Annotated in this window: 15 protein-coding genes and 2 other annotated features; of the genes, 9 read left to right on the top strand and 6 right to left on the bottom strand. The window is 43.4% G+C overall.

The window, feature by feature from the left end:
- Window positions 1-38 precede the first annotated feature (38 nt).
- The 4 genes from IGI94_RS09845 (at window position 39) to IGI94_RS09830 (ending at window position 2,912) form a co-directional block, all read left to right on the top strand.
- Window positions 39-1,019, top strand: coding sequence for an aldo/keto reductase (locus tag IGI94_RS09845; protein ID WP_438899668.1), 981 nt, complete (start codon window positions 39-41; stop codon window positions 1,017-1,019).
- Between the two features lie 75 nt (window positions 1,020-1,094).
- A complete protein-coding gene (locus IGI94_RS09840) occupies window positions 1,095-1,499 on the top strand; it encodes a MerR family transcriptional regulator (protein ID WP_005235261.1) in 405 nt (134 codons plus the stop codon).
- Between the two features lie 66 nt (window positions 1,500-1,565).
- Window positions 1,566-2,126 carry an NAD(P)H-binding protein gene (locus tag IGI94_RS09835; protein WP_086299349.1) on the top strand — a complete coding sequence of 187 codons (561 nt, stop codon included), beginning with the start codon at window positions 1,566-1,568 and terminating at the stop codon, window positions 2,124-2,126.
- 168 nt (window positions 2,127-2,294) lie between these two features.
- Window positions 2,295-2,912: a YitT family protein gene (locus tag IGI94_RS09830; protein WP_008378566.1), complete on the top strand. Its 618-nt coding sequence runs from the start codon at window positions 2,295-2,297 to the stop codon at window positions 2,910-2,912.
- A 52-nt stretch (window positions 2,913-2,964) separates the two neighbouring features.
- Here the strand turns inward: IGI94_RS09830 and IGI94_RS09825 are convergent, their stop codons facing one another.
- Genes IGI94_RS09825 through IGI94_RS09810 form a run of 4 tightly spaced genes read right to left on the bottom strand, consistent with a single transcriptional unit; the run spans window position 2,965 to window position 6,044 of the window.
- A complete protein-coding gene (locus IGI94_RS09825; RefSeq protein ID WP_005235271.1) occupies window positions 2,965-3,729 on the bottom strand; it encodes an ABC transporter permease in 765 nt (254 codons plus the stop codon).
- The gene (locus IGI94_RS09820) at window positions 3,726-4,637 is read right to left on the bottom strand and encodes an ATP-binding cassette domain-containing protein (RefSeq protein ID WP_438899667.1); all 912 of its coding nucleotides are present in this window, start codon (window positions 4,635-4,637) and stop codon (window positions 3,726-3,728) included. Before IGI94_RS09820 ends, IGI94_RS09825 begins: the two co-directional genes overlap by 4 nt.
- Window positions 4,634-4,861: a PLD nuclease N-terminal domain-containing protein gene (locus IGI94_RS09815; RefSeq protein ID WP_005235274.1), complete on the bottom strand. Its 228-nt coding sequence runs from the start codon at window positions 4,859-4,861 to the stop codon at window positions 4,634-4,636. Before IGI94_RS09815 ends, IGI94_RS09820 begins: the two co-directional genes overlap by 4 nt.
- The gene (locus IGI94_RS09810; RefSeq protein ID WP_438899666.1) at window positions 4,854-6,044 is read right to left on the bottom strand and encodes a helix-turn-helix domain-containing protein; all 1,191 of its coding nucleotides are present in this window, start codon (window positions 6,042-6,044) and stop codon (window positions 4,854-4,856) included. Before IGI94_RS09810 ends, IGI94_RS09815 begins: the two co-directional genes overlap by 8 nt.
- 167 nt (window positions 6,045-6,211) lie before the next feature.
- Between IGI94_RS09810 and IGI94_RS09805 the strand changes: the two genes are divergently transcribed.
- Complete coding sequence (locus IGI94_RS09805; RefSeq protein WP_438899665.1) at window positions 6,212-7,378, top strand: glycerate kinase family protein; 1,167 nt, start codon at window positions 6,212-6,214, stop codon at window positions 7,376-7,378.
- Window positions 7,379-7,447: 69 nt separating this feature from the next.
- Here the strand turns inward: IGI94_RS09805 and IGI94_RS09800 are convergent, their stop codons facing one another.
- Window positions 7,448-7,786 (bottom strand): RidA family protein, encoded by a 339-nt coding sequence (locus tag IGI94_RS09800; RefSeq protein ID WP_016613408.1) that lies wholly within the window; start codon window positions 7,784-7,786, stop codon window positions 7,448-7,450.
- Between the two features lie 269 nt (window positions 7,787-8,055).
- On the opposite strand from IGI94_RS09800, the gene IGI94_RS09795 reads away from it, so the two are divergent.
- Window positions 8,056-10,620 (top strand): HAD-IC family P-type ATPase, encoded by a 2,565-nt coding sequence (locus tag IGI94_RS09795; RefSeq protein WP_438899664.1) that lies wholly within the window; start codon window positions 8,056-8,058, stop codon window positions 10,618-10,620.
- A gap of 16 nt (window positions 10,621-10,636) precedes the next feature.
- Here the strand turns inward: IGI94_RS09795 and IGI94_RS09790 are convergent, their stop codons facing one another.
- Complete coding sequence (locus tag IGI94_RS09790) at window positions 10,637-12,088, bottom strand: helix-turn-helix domain-containing protein (RefSeq protein ID WP_086332472.1); 1,452 nt, start codon at window positions 12,086-12,088, stop codon at window positions 10,637-10,639.
- An 811-nt stretch (window positions 12,089-12,899) separates the two neighbouring features.
- Window positions 12,900-13,112, top strand: a binding site (T-box leader).
- Between the two features lie 66 nt (window positions 13,113-13,178).
- Window positions 13,179-13,424, top strand: a binding site (T-box leader).
- Window positions 13,425-13,482: 58 nt separating this feature from the next.
- Between IGI94_RS09790 and trpE the strand changes: the two genes are divergently transcribed.
- From trpE to trpD, 3 genes are read left to right on the top strand one after another with little or no spacing between them, the layout of a single operon-like run.
- Window positions 13,483-14,889, top strand: coding sequence for an anthranilate synthase component I (trpE, locus tag IGI94_RS09785; protein ID WP_061054276.1), 1,407 nt, complete (start codon window positions 13,483-13,485; stop codon window positions 14,887-14,889).
- Window positions 14,870-15,466, top strand: a complete 597-nt coding sequence (locus IGI94_RS09780; RefSeq protein ID WP_086332471.1) for an aminodeoxychorismate/anthranilate synthase component II — start codon at window positions 14,870-14,872, stop codon at window positions 15,464-15,466. The genes trpE and IGI94_RS09780 overlap by 20 nt, the downstream gene beginning before the upstream one ends.
- The gene (gene trpD / locus IGI94_RS09775; RefSeq protein ID WP_086332470.1) at window positions 15,466-16,500 is read left to right on the top strand and encodes an anthranilate phosphoribosyltransferase; all 1,035 of its coding nucleotides are present in this window, start codon (window positions 15,466-15,468) and stop codon (window positions 16,498-16,500) included. The genes IGI94_RS09780 and trpD overlap by 1 nt, the downstream gene beginning before the upstream one ends.
- The last annotated feature ends 12 nt before the right edge of the window (window positions 16,501-16,512 follow it).

Below are 16,512 nucleotides of genomic sequence, written 5' to 3'. Positions count from 1 at the left end.
TATGCTTAGTGTAACTTAAAAAACAGGAGGACGAGCAAATGAACTATGTAAAATTTGGCAATACGGGACTTGATGTGTCACCATTATGTTTAGGGACAATGGGATTTGGCGATCCCAATAGTGGCTTTCATGAGTGGGTGTTAGAAGAAGCAGATAGTCGCGAAGTCATCAAAAAAGCCTTGGATATAGGCATCAACTTTTTTGATACGGCAAATGTCTATTCTTATGGAGCGAGCGAAGAAATCGTCGGTCGAGCATTGAATGATTTTGCTCCGCGGGATGAGATCGTGGTTGCCACAAAACTGTATTCAAAAATGAAGCAACGGCCAAACAGTGGAGGGCTGTCTCGAAAAGCGATCTTTTATCAAGTCGAACAAAGCTTAAAACGCCTACAAATGGACTACATTGATTTGTATATCATCCATCGTTGGGATTACCACACGCCAATTGAAGAAACCATGAAGGCCTTACATGATTTGGTGGTTTCTGGAAAAGTGCGCTATATTGGTGCATCCGCGATGTACGCTTGGCAATTTGCCAAAGCACAAGCAGTTGCAGAGAAAAATGGCTGGACCAAATTTGTTTCGATGCAAAATCACTTAAACTTGCTTTATCGAGAAGAAGAGCGAGAAATGATGCCCTTGTGTGCCGATCAAAAAATTGCCGTGACGCCATATAGTCCTTTGGCTGCTGGACGTTTAACAAGAGATTGGGGTGCAGAGACCAAACGGTACTTAACGGATAAAACCGCCAATCAAAAGTACGACAAAACGATGGAACAAGACCGGGAGATCGTGGCACGAGTCGCAAAGATCGCTGACAATCACCAAAGCAAACGGTCGCAAATCGCCTTGGCTTGGTTATTGCAAAAAGAACAAGTGGTCGCACCAATTATTGGCGCAACAAAAGAAAGCCACTTATTGGATGCTTTACCTGCCCTTGATCTAAAGCTGACTGCCGAAGAGATTGCTTATTTGGAAGAGCCTTACTTGCCTCATGCAGTGGTAGGAGCGGAATAACGAGTAACAAAAGGGCTTCTGGCTCGTAGCATGTAAAACGATCTAGGAAAAAATGCAAAACAAGGAAGTGAAGTCATGAATATCAAAAAAGTCAGTGAACTGAGCGGTGTCTCAGCTGATACCATCCGTTACTATGAAAAAATTGGGCTGATTCCGCCGGTCAAACGCAATAAAAACGGTGTTCGTGAATTTGATGATGACGACTTAAAATGGATCACCTTTACTAGGCAAATGCGTAATGCTGGACTATCGATTGATGGGTTGAGTCATTACCTGGCTTTATTTGAAGAAGGGCGAGGGACGGTTCCTGAGCGCAAGCAGCTCTTAGCAGAACAAATTGCGGTACTCAGGGAGAAAATCTCAGATATGACGGAAGCTGTTGAACGTTTAGAATACAAACTAGAACATTACGACGAGCATGTTCTGCCGACAGAAGAACGATTGCGTCAACGAAAAGCCAATTTGGTCACTAAGTCTTAATGACTGAATTCGCTACTATGGAAATTGAAACGTTCTGCTCAATGGAATCCAATAGAAAGGAAGCTTATGAAACGACTTGCGATTTTAGGTGCTGCTGGAACGATTGGGCAGCTGACACGCCAAACACTTTTAGAAAGAACCAATTTCTCCCTAGTACTCTATGCCCGCCAGGCAACGGAGCGTTTGCAACAGATTGATGCTGCGCGTGAGACGATCATTGATGGTGACTTTCTCGATTTAGGACGACTCGTTCGGGCATTGCAAGGTTGCCAGTCGGTTTTTTTGACGGATATCCATGATCCGCGGGCAACGCTGCGGGTGATCGAGGCGATGAAATTAGCAGAGGTCAGCCAATTGATCAGTGTCGCACCAGAAAGAAACCTTTGTCATCCAGATGTATTAAAGCAATTGGTGTCCGCAACTGATCTTTCCCTTTCCCCGAAAAAGCATCAGCTGCTTTTGCAGCAAAAAAATCGCTTGATGTCCTATCAATTGATTAAAGGATCAGAATTGTCGGTTTACTTTGTTCATTTGCCGTCAGAGAAGAAACGTATGGCGAATAGAAGAGCATGGCGGGAATCTGTTGTAGAAGAAATCCTTTCCGCTTGTGATTGCTGTGCAGCTTAACAGCAATCTTAAAGGAATGAAAAAATAGCAGAATACTTTCTTGAAGGTCAGAATCAATTTTTTCATGTTTTCATGAAAAAATTGGTTCTTTCTTTTACGATTTTTTTGATAGAATAGACAGAAGCTTTTATACATAAAAATAGTTGCCAGATCGAAAGGAGAACGTTGATGGAAACACTTATCAAAAAAAATCTTGCTTTATTGCTTGGGGTGCTATGGATCTGCATCGCATTAAACTTCTTCCTTTTACCTCACAGCATTGCTTCTGCAGGCGTCGGGTCGATTGGCTACCTCATCGAAACTGGCTGGTCGATCAATCGCCATATCGTTGTCTGGGGTATAAATTTATTGATGCTGGCCCTTGCGTTTTTACTTTTGAAACGAGAGGTCTTTGTCAATACGGTTATCGGTAGTTTGGCATTTCCCGTTCTTCTAGCACTTTTACCAGAAATTATGCTGCTGCGCTTTTATTCCATCTCATTGATTTTAGGTAGTTTCTTCTTTAGCTTCGGCATCTTTTCGCTCTACAAAATTGGTGCGTCTAATGGCGGCGTGACGATTCCGCCACTAATTTTGGAAAAATACTATGGCATTCGCAGATCTAGTGGGGTTTTCTTAACCAATTTGATCATCATCTTATTGAACCTTCTGATCTTTTCTTGGCAAGAAGCACTTATTTCTGCCTTTTCAATCTACTTGATTGCCTTCTTCATGCGGCTCTTCATGAGAATCGAACAAAAAATGCAGGCCAAGAAATCTGTGAAAGTCCAAGGAACAGCAAAATAGAGTAACATTTCAGAAGCAAAACATCGGTGCAAAAAATCTGCACCGATGTTTTTTAATATTTTCTTTTTCTTAGAACAGCTATGGAACCAGTCAAACAAGCGATGATCAAAAAGCAAGTTAACAACAGTGCTGGCAGCAGTTCCCCTAGTTTGATTTGGTCGGTTAAGTAGTTAGGAAATTGGCTGGAAAGGGAATATGGATTCCAGTTTGTTACTTGACTCCATAGGTTGCCTAACATGCCCATCAGATAACAGACGCCAATAAACAACAAACCTTGATAGATACTTTTAGCAAAGCTGGAACCTAGCAGCAGGATGCTGATTGCTAGTAAACCGAAAAGCCAATAGCTGACCAAAGCGCTAGGGACTTGAGCAGCGCTGGAATCATCGAAATAAATCATCGTATAAAAAGCACTGACACTGGCACTTATGAGGTAACTCAAAGACCAAAGAATCATTAAATAGCAAGCTTTTGCTATGACGATCGTGGTTTTTGGTAAGCCTCTGGTGATCAGCTGAATAAAGGTACCCTGATTTATTTCGGCTGAGAGCGTATCGGTAAAAAGAATCACAAATACTAGCAGGCCAATCGTGCCGATGTTGCTGTAAAACTGAAGCCACGCATCGATTGATGTCGGATCAGCAATCGTGATTTCAATCGATTCCGGCATCATACTGGCCATCAGTTCTGGCATGATTTTGGCAGTAAAGGGAGAAAGCATACCAATCAGGGCAAACAGGATCAAGCAAATCAGTAGTTTTTTGCTGCGAAGACCGCCGAGAAACTCTTTCTTTAAGAAAACAAGAAACGCATTCATTTGATCACCTCCAAATAAATCGACTCTAACGATGGTTCGATTCTTTGAAAGGATTCTGGGACAATGTGTTGTTCGTTCAGCAATTGTAGCAGCTGTGAACCGATATTGGTTCCAGTTTGTTCATCGATCAGTAATTGATTGTTCTTTCTTTTCGCCGAAATACCGTGGATTGCTAACACTTTGGCAAATTTTAAATGGTCACCTTCGTCGGTAAAGACAATCCCAAAGACGGTTTTTCGATAACGGTTTTTCAAGGAATCCATCGTTTCGAACGCACGGATCTGACCTTTGTGCAAAATCGCAATATAATCTGACAGCTGTTCGACATCTGCGAGAATATGAGAGGAAAAAAGCACTGTCGTTTCTTCTTTGATTTTTTCCAATACATCAAGAAATGCTTTGCGTCCTAGAGGGTCTAGTGCGGATGTTGGTTCATCACAAATCAAGATGGCGGGGCGGTTGATCAGAGCTTGGGCTAACCCTAGACGTTGCTTCATGCCGCGAGAAAAGCCAGCGATTTTTTGTTTCGAAGCTTCCAGGCCTACCAACTCTAAGACTTCCATCACTCGCTGAGGCTGAAAAGATTCTTTATTTGGCTGAATTTTTCCGCAGAAAGTCAAATATTCTACAGCTGTCATAAAAGAGTAAAACTGCGGCACATCTGGCAAATAGCCGATCCAGCGATTGGTCTTGGTTGAGCCAAATTGTACTGGTTCGCCACAGACAGTGATTTCGCCTTCATCAATAGGGAGTATCCCTAAAATCGCTTTCATGGTGGTTGTTTTGCCGGCGCCGTTTTCCCCTACAAATCCCAAGACACTCCCTTTGGGGACCGAAAAGGATAGGTCTTGTAGCACTTGTTTGTGCCCAAAACGTTTGGATAAGTGATTGATCTCGATCATCTTCATTGTTGATCCCCTTTTCCAAAAGCAAAATAAAGGATAGGACCGATCAGGCTAACAAAACAGGCGATGAAGAGCCAAAGAATACGAGAGCCAAACTTAAATTGTTCTTGTTTTAAAATATCTCGAACTGCCAAAACGATCAAGATCAATTGCAAAAGAATCAGAGGGATCAGTATGGGCAAATAATCAGATATATTTTCTGGTACGTTTAGTGAAAAACTATTCATGTGAGTCACTCCTTTGCGAATTAGATACTTGTTCAGCCAGATTGCTCAAGCGCTGAAACAACTCTTTAAATGAGGGTTTTTCTTGATACGGTTTAAACAAGGGTGTCAGCTGTGCTATTGCAAGAAATTGTTTTTTGACACTACCTGAGTTACGCGGGATCTGACTCCCTAATTCTAATTCACTGATCCACTCATCGATGCTGTTGAAATAATCATCTCCTTTCAAAACGATTTCCTCTGGAGTAGCTTCTAATGTTTTGACATACAGCGTTAATGCTTGTAACAATAAGCTTTCTTTTCCTAAAGCAGCAAACGAAACCATCCCAGCGGCTAGAAAATTCAGTAAAGAAAGGGGATGCAATTCGGCCAGTTGGAAGCTCTCGCTGAGTGCCAGTCCACGTGCATAGTTTTTTTCCAGTTGCTCCTCGTCTTGTGTGAGCATTGCTAAATAATTCGTTAGCAAACTCATAAAAATAATTAAGTACTGGTAAATCGCACTTTGCGTAACGATCTCAGCTTGTTGCAACTGATTGTTTTGCTGAAATGCTGCGGCAATCAACGGTTCGCTAGGTAAAAAAGAGAGAGTTTTCGTGCCAAGGATCGCCAAGACTTCTTCTGGCTTGTTTCTCATCAGAAGACAATAAGCATCGATCTGTTTCGCTTGTTGTGCCAGCTCACTGTCTCCTTGGTCCATGATCCGTTGGTACAGGGTTTCTGCTTCCTTCAAATAGGTATTTTTCTTTGCTTCCATCAAAGCGTCTTCGTAAGTTTGCCCTTTCGGGACGCCTTCTACGGGGACATCCGGCAACAGATCCCAATGATTCAAGTAAAAGGACCCCATTTGTAATAAGAATGGATAACAAGAGTAATACCGTTTGGTAAAACTTTGAGCAAGAGCGAGAACTTCCGTTGGTGTTTTTGTTTGGAAGGCGTCTTTTAATAATTGATAGATTCGCTGGATCTCTTTAGGTGATAGCTGCGAATCTAAAATCAATAATTCATCGACGCTGCAATCAAAATACGCCGCTAATAAGGGCAGTGAAGTGATATCTGGATACGTCTGTCCCGTTTCCCATTTTGAAACGGATGCTTTTGACACGTTCATAAATGCTGCTAATTCTTGCTGCGTAACGCCTCTGTGTTTTCTTCTCCGGGCGATTTCCTCGCCAATTGGTAAGTCCATAGTACACCTCCGATAGGTTTGTTTGATATACTTCTATCATAAGAGGAGAAGGGATAACTTACAATGGATTACTAGTTAACTTTTGGTTGATTTGATTAACCATAGGTTGATTATTAACGTAGGTGCCCCCATCTCTGGCAAAGAGATGATCTAGAAGGAGAGGCAGAATGATGAAAATTGTAGCAGCGATTGATTCCTTCAAAGGAAGCGCCACTTCCGCAGAATTAAACCAAGCGGTCTTAAGCGGGTTTTCAGACCAGTGGGAAAAATGTAGTATTCCCATCGCTGATGGGGGAGAAGGCTCAATGGCAGCAGTCTTTGCTGCGTTTGGAGGCAATTACGAAACGGTTCCAGTGACCGACCCATTAGGTGGTAAGTTGCAAGCCCGTCTGTTGGTCACAAAAATCAATGAAGAAAAAATCGCTTTGATTGAATCTGCGGAAGTGATCGGATTGCAACTCGTGGAACCTAGTGACGAGACCACCCGCAATAGCTCTTCTTTTGGTTTAGGCCAAATGGTCTTAGCAGCTTGCAGACAAGGAGTGAAAAAGATTTACCTGACCCTTGGCGGTAGCGGCACTTCTGATGGGGGCGTAGGCTTTTTACTTGCGTTAGGAGCAACCATTCAAAGAAACGAGCGAATGGAAAACAATCCTTTGCTGCAGGCAGAATCTCTGGAGCTCAGCCAGTTGAACCCTCTGCTTGCACAAATTGACCTGTTTGCTTTAGCCGATGTAACAAATCCTTATTCAGGTGAACAAGGATTTGCGTCAGTTTTTGGTTCACAGAAAGGGGCAACCAAAGAAACGATCCAGCAGTTGGATCAACAAGCAAAGCGTTTGGCTGAACACATCAAGCGGACCACGGGGATCGATTTGGAAGTCCCTGGTGCTGGTGCAGCTGGGGGCCTTGGTGGTGCGGTTTATTTGGCAGGTGGTCAGTTGGTTCCGGGATTTTCGACGATTGCTTCCTTGATTGGATTTGAGGAAAAAATCAAAGGAGCAGACTTATTGATCACCGGTGAAGGTCGTATCGATGGCCAAACAGCTAGGGGGAAAGTACCCTATGGTGTCGCTTTGATCGCTCAAAAACGCCAACTCCCAATTGTTGCAATCTGTGGCTCCCGAACCGAACGTCTCGGTGAACTGTCGCAATTGCTTCCAACAGTCTTCAGTATCCAACAAGGACCAGTTTCCTTGGCAGAAGCGATGGAAAAAAAGCGAACCTTGATTAATGCTCAACAGATTGCTCAAGCCATCGCCGGCTTTGTGGAGCAGTGGCAAAAAAAGACCGGATCAGCTCCTTCAGAAGTCACTGATTTTCCAACCAAATAAGAAGCAAACACCAAAAAACTTCGTAGGGAAGGCAATCGCCAGTACGAAGTTTTTTGGTGTTGCGCCTTTTTAAGCCAAGGTGGCTTGTGCTTCAATCTCCACTTTAAATTCAGGGGCAACCAAGCCGGCAACGATGACGAGACTCATGGCCGGTTTGTTTTCTGCCAAAATGGTTGTGAATGCCGTACGGACAGCAGCTAAGTAAGCAGCATCCGTTAAAAAGACGGTCATTTTGACCACTGATGACCAAGACAGTTGATTGGCTGATAAATGCTCTTCGATTTTCTTCAAAACGATGGCTGTTTGCTCTTGCGGGTCCTCAGGTGTGGCTCCGTCTTGTGACGGCGTTTGACCAGAAATGAAAAGAAAAGGTCCTTGCGCGATTTTTGTATCGGTATAGATTGCCATTAATTTGGCTCCTTTCTTCTATCTTACCTTTGGATGATGGGGACAGATAGCAATTGATTGGGTGTGTCTTAGTTTACTTGATTACACCTGCAAAAACAATCAACAAACGTTTTCTGTTGGTTTTGTGAAACCACGGGACGAAGCCGCCCTTCCCCTTTAATAAAAACACTCATTTTTTTCAGGCTCCACTGAAATTATCGCCAGAATTTTATGGTTTTAATGTCTTATACTATGTTCAGATCAAATAAATAAACAAGGAGGAAAAAAATATGAATTGGTACAAAAACACAACAGAAGAACTATTACATACGTTGCAAACAACACGGCAGGGCCTTTCCTCCGAAGAACGCAACCAGCGTTTAGCAAAGCAAGGTGAAAATAAAATTACTGAGGCTGCGCAGATCCCTACATGGAAGAAAGTCGGCAAGCATTTTACAGACTTACTGATGTTGGTCTTAATCGTCGCAGCCGTCTTAAAAGGGGTTTCGGGTGATTATATCGAAAGCGGCATTATTATGGCGGTCGTCGTCATCAATGGATTAGTCGGCTACTGGCAAGAGCGTAAAGCCCAAGAGTCACTGGATGGGTTGAAGCAATTCATGGGGCAAGAAGCAACAATTTATGTTCATGGCCGCAAGAAGAAAATTGCTGTTTCTTCCTTAGTAAACGGAGATTTAGTCGTTTTAGGACCAGGAGATGTCGTACCAGCAGATATGCGCTTGATCGAAACCCATGATCTTGTGATTGAAGAGTCTATCTTAACCGGCGAATCTGAGCCAGTTCAAAAAATGACCGAACCCATTACTCAAGAAAGTACGATTGGTGACCAGCGGAACATGGCGTTTTCTGGTACCCATGTAGAAAGCGGAACTGCCAGCGGGATCGTCGTTGAAACAGGAGACGATACACAAATCGGCCAGATCAATCAAGCAATTCAGTCTGTGAAAGCGCAAGAAACCCCGTTGATCAAAAAAATGAAGCAATTGAATCACCAAATCTTTAAAGGCATTATCGGATTAGTGATTTTCTTGATCTTCTTTACTACCTTCCGCTACGGCTTTGATCTTGATCTCTTGTTCTCATCAGGTATCGCATTAGTTGTAGCAATGATTCCTGAGGGCTTGCCAGCCGTGCTGACCATGATTTTATCGATGGGTGTCAAGGAAATGTCTGAGGAGCAAGCAATCATCAAAACGATGCCATCAGTGGAGACACTAGGTGCCATGACGGTGATTTGTTCAGACAAAACAGGAACCTTGACCAAAAATGAAATGACGGTCGTCGATGTCTTAGTTGAGTCAAACGTGGATAAAGCAACGGTGCTTGATATCATGGCAAATTGTCAAGATTTGAAGCAAGACGAAGGACAAAAGGCGGCTGAACTCGTTGGAAACCCAACCGAAAAAGCCTTGTTACAATACGCAGAATTAGCGCAGCAACCATTGCGTAAAACAGTCGATAAAATTCCTTTTAGTTCCTCTTACAAGTACATGGCAACACGCCATCAAAATCAAGAAGAGCCGAATGACTCGGTAGTGTTTGTCAAGGGTGCGCCCGAAGTGTTGCTTGAGAAAAGCCAACTGACTTCAGATCAAAAGCAATGGTGGTTAGATGAAAGTGCAAAATTAGCAGCGAAAGGGCAGCGACTGATCGGCTTTGCGCATCTGACGCTGTCGGCACAGGAGTCCTTGTCCCACGAAGCACTCATCAATTTAACCTTTGTTGGGATCGCTGGCATCATTGATCCTCCGAAAGACAGTGCCATCAAAGCAGTAAAAGAGTGCTTGCAAGCGGGCATCCAAGTCAAAATGATCACAGGAGATCATGGCAAGACCGCTCAAGCCATCGGCAAGCAAATTGGATTGAAGCACACGAATCACGTGTTGGAAGGGCTGGAAATCGATCTGCTGTCTGAGGAGGTGTTGCAGCAAGCAGTCCAAAAGACAGATATCTTTGCTCGAACGACCCCAGAGCATAAATTACGGATCGTTAGTGCTTTGCAGGCGAATGAAGAGATTGTCGGAATGACCGGCGATGGTGTAAACGATGCACCAGCGCTGAAAAAAGCCGACATTGGGATCGCTATGGGGATCAAAGGCAGTGAAGTAACCAAGCAAGCAGCCGATATGGTTTTGGCAGACGATAATTTTCATACGATCGCCAATGCCGTCCGAGTGGGTCGACGGATCTACGATAATTTGAAGAAAACCATCAACTTCTTCTTACCAACGGCTGTTGCACAAGGATTGATCGTTATTGCGGCACTCTTGTTGAACCGACCACTGCCACTGACACCTGTACAAATTTTATGGGTAAATATGGTGACAACCATCACGCTTTCTTACGCACTCGGTTTTGAGAAGGCAAGTGCGGATGTCATGAATCGACCACCACGGCCAATCAAAGAAGGTATCTTATCTTGGTACAGTCTGTTCCGCATCTTCTATGTCTCGCTGTTAATCATGATTCCTTCCTACGTCTTAGCGATTCAGTTTGAAGGAACGGTCCTTCAACAAAGCATGCTACTGCAAAGTATCGTCTTTGCTCAAGCAGTCTACTTACTGAACTGTCGTGAGCTGGTAAAGCCGGCGTTGAATCGCCAACTCTTTGCCAATAAAGCACTCTTAGTCTCCCTGGCACTACTGATTGTATTGCAGGCAGCGATTTTCCTAACACCTATCGGACACCAGCTTTTAGGGATTGGTTCTTTGACGCTGATGCAGCAGTTGAGTATTGCAGCCAACGGGGCACTTCTTTTCACAGTCGTCGAAGGTGAGAAATTTATTACAAACAAGCTGCAAGGACGTCAAAAAGCTGCCCCAGTGAAACAATAAAGGCAGCTTGATGATTCTAGTGATAACTTAAATAATAGGTTTGAATGAGCTCAGTCACTTGATTGAGCTCATTTTTGGTCGGTACCATCGATAAATAAAAGACTGGGACAGGGGCATCATCTAATGGGAAGTTTGACAAAACAAAATCAACGTCGGTTGCCGATAGCCCTTCTAGTTGACCTGGTTCGATCGCCGATAGTAGAATACGTGCTCCGAGAAAGTCATTCAATTCTTGCATAAGGTAAGCTTTCCATGCTGGCTCCCCTTGAAAGATAAAGTATCCCTTTGCCCGGATAGGGTTGATTTGTAAAATAGCCTGTTGGATCAACAAGGTGGTGGTTGACCATAAAGGAAAACTCGTTTCCCTTTGACTGTTTGTCTGTTCTTCTAAAAAGTCATGGATCGTTGCTTCTATCGGTAGCGAATAGGGCTGATTCAAGCGCTGGATCTCGTGAAATTCTAACCCAAACCATTCTGAGAGTTTGGCAGACTCTTGCGTTTTGATCAAGAGCAGCAACAGATTCTCAATCAGCTGCGTCCCGCTAGCGAGAGGTAGCTGCAACGAGCGGGCTAATTGTTCGACAAAATGGGTCGTTTTATCGTGAATGGTTTGATACGTTTCAAGAGTCGCTTGAATCGTTTGGGACCAATCGTTATTGTAGTTCCAGCTTTCTAAAAAACAGTAGAAGCTAAAGAAGTGTTCGCTGCATTCTAAATATACGCCTTCTTTTTGGTAGAGATAACTTAATGGCTGTTGGAAAAGACCGTAGAGGGGATCATCCCCATTAAATTCGAAGGAATCAATGCGGCAATTGGCCTTGATACGGATTGTATTGATAAAAAACCAGCAAGTACCGAAGATTTGTTCTACGTCGATTTGGAGTTTATCTTTGCCCAGACGCTGTAAAAAATGTTGATAGTGGGACTCATGAATTGTATATTCCTCAAAAAAGTAATTGTTATGGGTATAAGGCAGTAAAAGTCGATGGAAAAAGACCCGAATATTGATCTCACTTCCTTCAAAGCGGATCACGCGATTTGTGATGCGAATCCGTAAGGAAAAATCCGTCAAACTTTTATTTAATTTTGTAATATGCCGCCGCAAAGTTTCATAGGAAGTTCCCGCTTGGCCAAGAATTTCTTGCGTGCTAAGTTCGCTGGAAAAAAGCAATGCTTTCATTAAAGAAACACCGATTGATTGAGGGAAAAACGTTTCCCATAGCTGACTCATCAACAATGGCCCATCATAGGTCAAAGCAAAGCCATTACTGGCGGCTTCAATCTGCCAACCTTCGGGTAATTGTTGACGAATATAGGTTATATCAGAAAAAACCGTTCGTTCCGTCGTATCGATCAATTTTGCTAGTTGCTTGGCAGTGATCATTTTGTGATTCGCCAGTTGTTCCAAGAGAAGGATCTGACGTAATAAATCCTTCTCGGTAATGATTTTTTTCATCATCCCATCCATGACAAAAACTTCCTTTCTGAGTCTTTCGTGTTCTTTTTGATTTTATACGAAAAAGGCAAGTTTTGCTATTTCCAATTCACCGAATGATGTTTTTCTATTAAAAAAGATGGAATGGGTATCCTTCTGAGTAACTGTCTAAAGGAATGAGGTTTTTTATGTGTTTTAACGGTTAGAGGTCTATCATATGTTCGTATTTCTTCATTCGCAAATACAAAGAATAACTTTCTTTCGATAATTTTATTTTTGAGGAAAAAAGACTCTTTTTGCGAGAGGCGTAGAGTTTTCGATGGAGAGCAGAGTCGATGATCCATTCAATTTCTGCTTGTTCTTCCTCTGATAAATCGGCATTTTTCTCATTGGATTGAATGAGAGAGTAAGTAAATTCTAAGCAGCTCATTTTATAAATAAAGGTGGAGAAATATAATTTGTCTATGTGCATTTAATCACCCTTTCTTATATCCGGTTCAATCATATAGAATAATATTTTGAATAACAATTCTGTTTTTTCATGATGTCATGAAAATTTTGGGTAAATGTCGATTTTTTGGTAAAAGATAGCGAATATTTCGTAGCTTGATCTTCACGTAAGGGTTATAAAAAAACAAATATTATTTAAATGGATCAGCAACTATAATTAAGTAATCTGAAAGAAGTGAAGGGCATTTTTGGCCTAAAGAATGTGTCGTCATTTTGGTTAAGACAAACCGTTGCAGGATGTTTTCTTGTTTTGTCAAAAGGAGTCAAAAAAAAAAATTCGCTTTTTCCTGTTGACAGATCAACAAAAGCCGCGTAATATAGCTACCAATAACTCATTAAGACTAAACAAAAGAGAAGTATGAGGACGTTCGTCTTGCAGAGAGCTGATGGTGGTGCAAATCAGCAGATTGACGCTTCAGAAATGGACTTTTGTGTCGAAAGGCTGAAATCAGTAGGCTTTTTCCGGGAACTCCCGTTACAGAGAACGATCGTTGATAGACGATCTAGAGAACCAATTGAGGTGGCACCGTGAGTAATCGCCCTCAGGCAGACAAGTTTGTTTGCCTGAGGGCTTTTTTGTTTTTCTTGCCCTTCAACCAATAAAAAAATAAACGTAAAATCAAACTAAGAGAAGTACTTGAGTCTTTTTTGGTTACAGAAAGTCGGCGGTGATGAGAGTCCGGCACCAAGAAATCAAGGAAATGGCCTTAGCCGATCATTTTTTGAACCCTTTTTTGGCAGTAGGAAAATGCGGGAACTCCCGTTATAGAGGAAGACCGTTGTTAGACGGTTGATAGAGAAGAAGTTGTTTATTTGGGCAACTTCAATTGAGGTGGTACCGCGATCATTCGCCCTCAAGCAGACGTTTTTATGGCGTTTGCTTGAGGGCTTTTTGTTTACAAAGAAAGGAGCAGCTTATGTATCGAATGGAACGAATCAACAGCGATTGTTTGACACCTGTCTCAGTTTTTTTACGGATTCAAGGGGCGCATAAATGTTTATTGGAAAGTATTCCCAGAGAAGAAGATACCGGACGCTATTCGATCCTTACCTTTGATCCCGTTCAGAAAATGACCTTTAAGGATGGTGTTTTTCAGGTGGAGGATCTTTTGAAAAAAACGGTCAACAAGTACCCGTGTCAGGACCCTTTAAAAGAAATGGAAGGGTATGTAGTCAAAAAGGAAATTAGCGCTTTACCGAATCTACCGCTGCAAAGTGGGGCTATCGGGTATGCGGGCTATGATATCGCCGCTTGCTATGAAGACATCGGACAACTGCCCGCAGATGAATTGCAAGTGCCTGATATGGCCTTTTGGCTTTTCGAAACTTTTCTCGTTTTTGACCATCAGACGGAAACTTTAACGATCATTCTTGAAAATTGCTATAGCCAAAGAGGAACCGTCGAGATGGGGCAGGTAATGCAAGCAGTGAAGCAGCAGTTAAGGACACCAGTCGCCGCTGAGACCCGTGTATTGTCAAATGAAAAACTGCATTTTACCAGCAATGTCACACAGCAAGCCTATGAAGCGATCGTTCAAGAGGCGAAAGCCCGAATTACGGCGGGAGACATGTTCCAAGTCGTTCCTTCGCAACGTCTGAAAGCGTCATTTAAACAAGAGCCCTTTGACTATTACCGCAAACTACGAGTGACAAATCCTTCCGCGTATCTCTATTATCTTGATTTCGATCACGGATTTAAAGTGATTGGTAGCTCACCTGAAAGCCTGATTCGCGTTCAAGGCGACGAAATCACCACGAATCCGATCGCTGGTACCCGCAAACGAGGTGCAACCAAAGCAGAAGACGAAGCTTTGGCAAATGAACTATTGGCAGATGAAAAAGAACGTGCAGAGCATCAGATGCTTATCGATCTTGGGCGCAATGATTTAGGGCGGATCGCTGAACATGGGACGGTTCATGTTCCTTTATACATGGTGATCGAGAAATACCGCTATGTCATGCACATCGTTTCGGTAGTGGCTGCCAAGCGCAGAGCAGGTGTGACGGCAATGGATGCCTTGAAAGCAACCCTGCCAGCAGGCACGGTCAGCGGGGCACCAAAGATTCGTGCCATGACTCGCATCTATCAGTGGGAAGCTGTTCGAAGAGGGGTCTATGCTGGTGCAGTTGGTTATTTTTCACGAAATGATCAAGCGGATTTTGCCATCGGGATTCGGACATTGGTATTGAAAGACGAGATCGCTTATGTCCAAGCAGGGGCGGGGATCGTTTATGATTCTGATCCTTCATCTGAATACCAAGAAACATTACACAAAGCCAAAGCACTATTGGAGGTGTCAGCCAATGATTTTACTCGTCGATAATTATGATTCCTTTACGTATAACTTAGTCCAGCAATGTCCAGCGGATACGATCGTCTTGCGAAATGACGATCCAGAGCTTTTTATTGTTGCAAAAGAAGCAGATGCCATCATTTTTTCCCCGGGACCAGGCCGTCCCGAAGAGGCAGAATTCATGATTTCTTTGATCAAAACATACCAAGATAGCAAGCCGCTTTTAGGCATCTGCTTAGGTCATCAAGCCATTGGTGAAGCGTTTGGTGCCAAAGTGGTCCAAGCACCAGCTATTATGCACGGCAAGCAATCGACCCTTACGTATCAGAAAAAAGGCGTATTCGAAACCTACCTAGGAGACATGACTGTCATGCGCTATCACTCGCTTGTCATTGAGCCAGCGACACTTTCAGCGGAATTTGAGGTGTTGGCTGAAACAGAAGGGATCATCATGGCGATTCAGCATCGCGAAAAACCAATCGTAGGACTCCAATTCCATCCAGAATCAATGGGAACAAACGAGGGGGCATTTTTCATAGAACAGTTTCTTAAACTCGTCTCGGATAATACAGAAAAAACACAAGATGAAAAAAGGAGGAATCTTTAATGCAAGCACTAAAAAAGCAGCCGCCGCAACAAATCACTCAGCAATTATTTAATGGCCGTCATTTAAGTTATCAGGAGATGCGTCAATTTGCTCAAGGAATTTTAAGCGGGGTGTTTTCAGAAAGTCAATTGGGCGCAGCATTAGTTGCGATGAAGATCAACGGCATCACAGCTGCCGAATTGACTGCTTTAGCAGAAATTATGTTAGAGCATGCCGTGACCATTCCTTATGAAGGAGGAGACACCATGGATAATTGCGGCACTGGTGGCGACCACGCCAATAGTTTTAATGTCTCCACTACGGCTGCCTTCGTTTTAGCAGCTGGGGGAATCACGATGGCAAAACACGGCAATCGCAGTATCTCTAGTCGTTCAGGCAGTGCCGATGTCTTAGCATGCTTGGGGGTGGCAATTCAAGCATCACCAGAAAAAATCGCCGATCTATTAGCGACAGTCGGCATCGCTTTTCTCTTCGCCCCGTCGTTGCATCCGGGCATGAAAGCAGTGATGAAAATACGGCAAGAATTAGCGACACCAACGATTTTTAATCTATTAGGCCCTTTGATCAATCCTGTTCCGTTGACTACGCAACTGATCGGTACTTACGCTGGCGAGAGCTTGGTAGACACCGCTCAGGCGTTAGGCAGTCTTGGTCGGCAACGAGCAATGGTGATCCATGGATGTAATGGGATGGATGAAGCCAATTTGGCAGGTGAAACGGCGATCAGTTTTTATCACGAAGGAAAGGTGAGGAATTTTTCTTTGGATCCGCAAGCGTATGGCTTTACGCCAGCACCGATCGAGGCGATCGTCGGCGGAGATGCGGCTCAAAACGCCGCGATCTTAACAGCAGTTTTGAAAAATCACCCTTCCGTTTATCTAGAGACAGTGGTCTTAAATGCAGGGTTAGGCTTTTATACCAACGGCAAAGCCGCCACCCTAGCGGAAGGCTTTGCGATGGCACGAGCGTGTATCGCTTCGGGCGCGGCCTACGACAAACTGCAGATGCTGATTCGTCAGTCAAATAGCCATTAACTACGAAAGCTG

Source organism: Enterococcus sp. AZ149 (assembly GCF_051714285.1).
Lineage (GTDB): Bacteria > Bacillota > Bacilli > Lactobacillales > Enterococcaceae > Enterococcus_D > Enterococcus_D entomosocium.
This window is presented reverse-complemented; position numbering and strand designations above follow the sequence as displayed.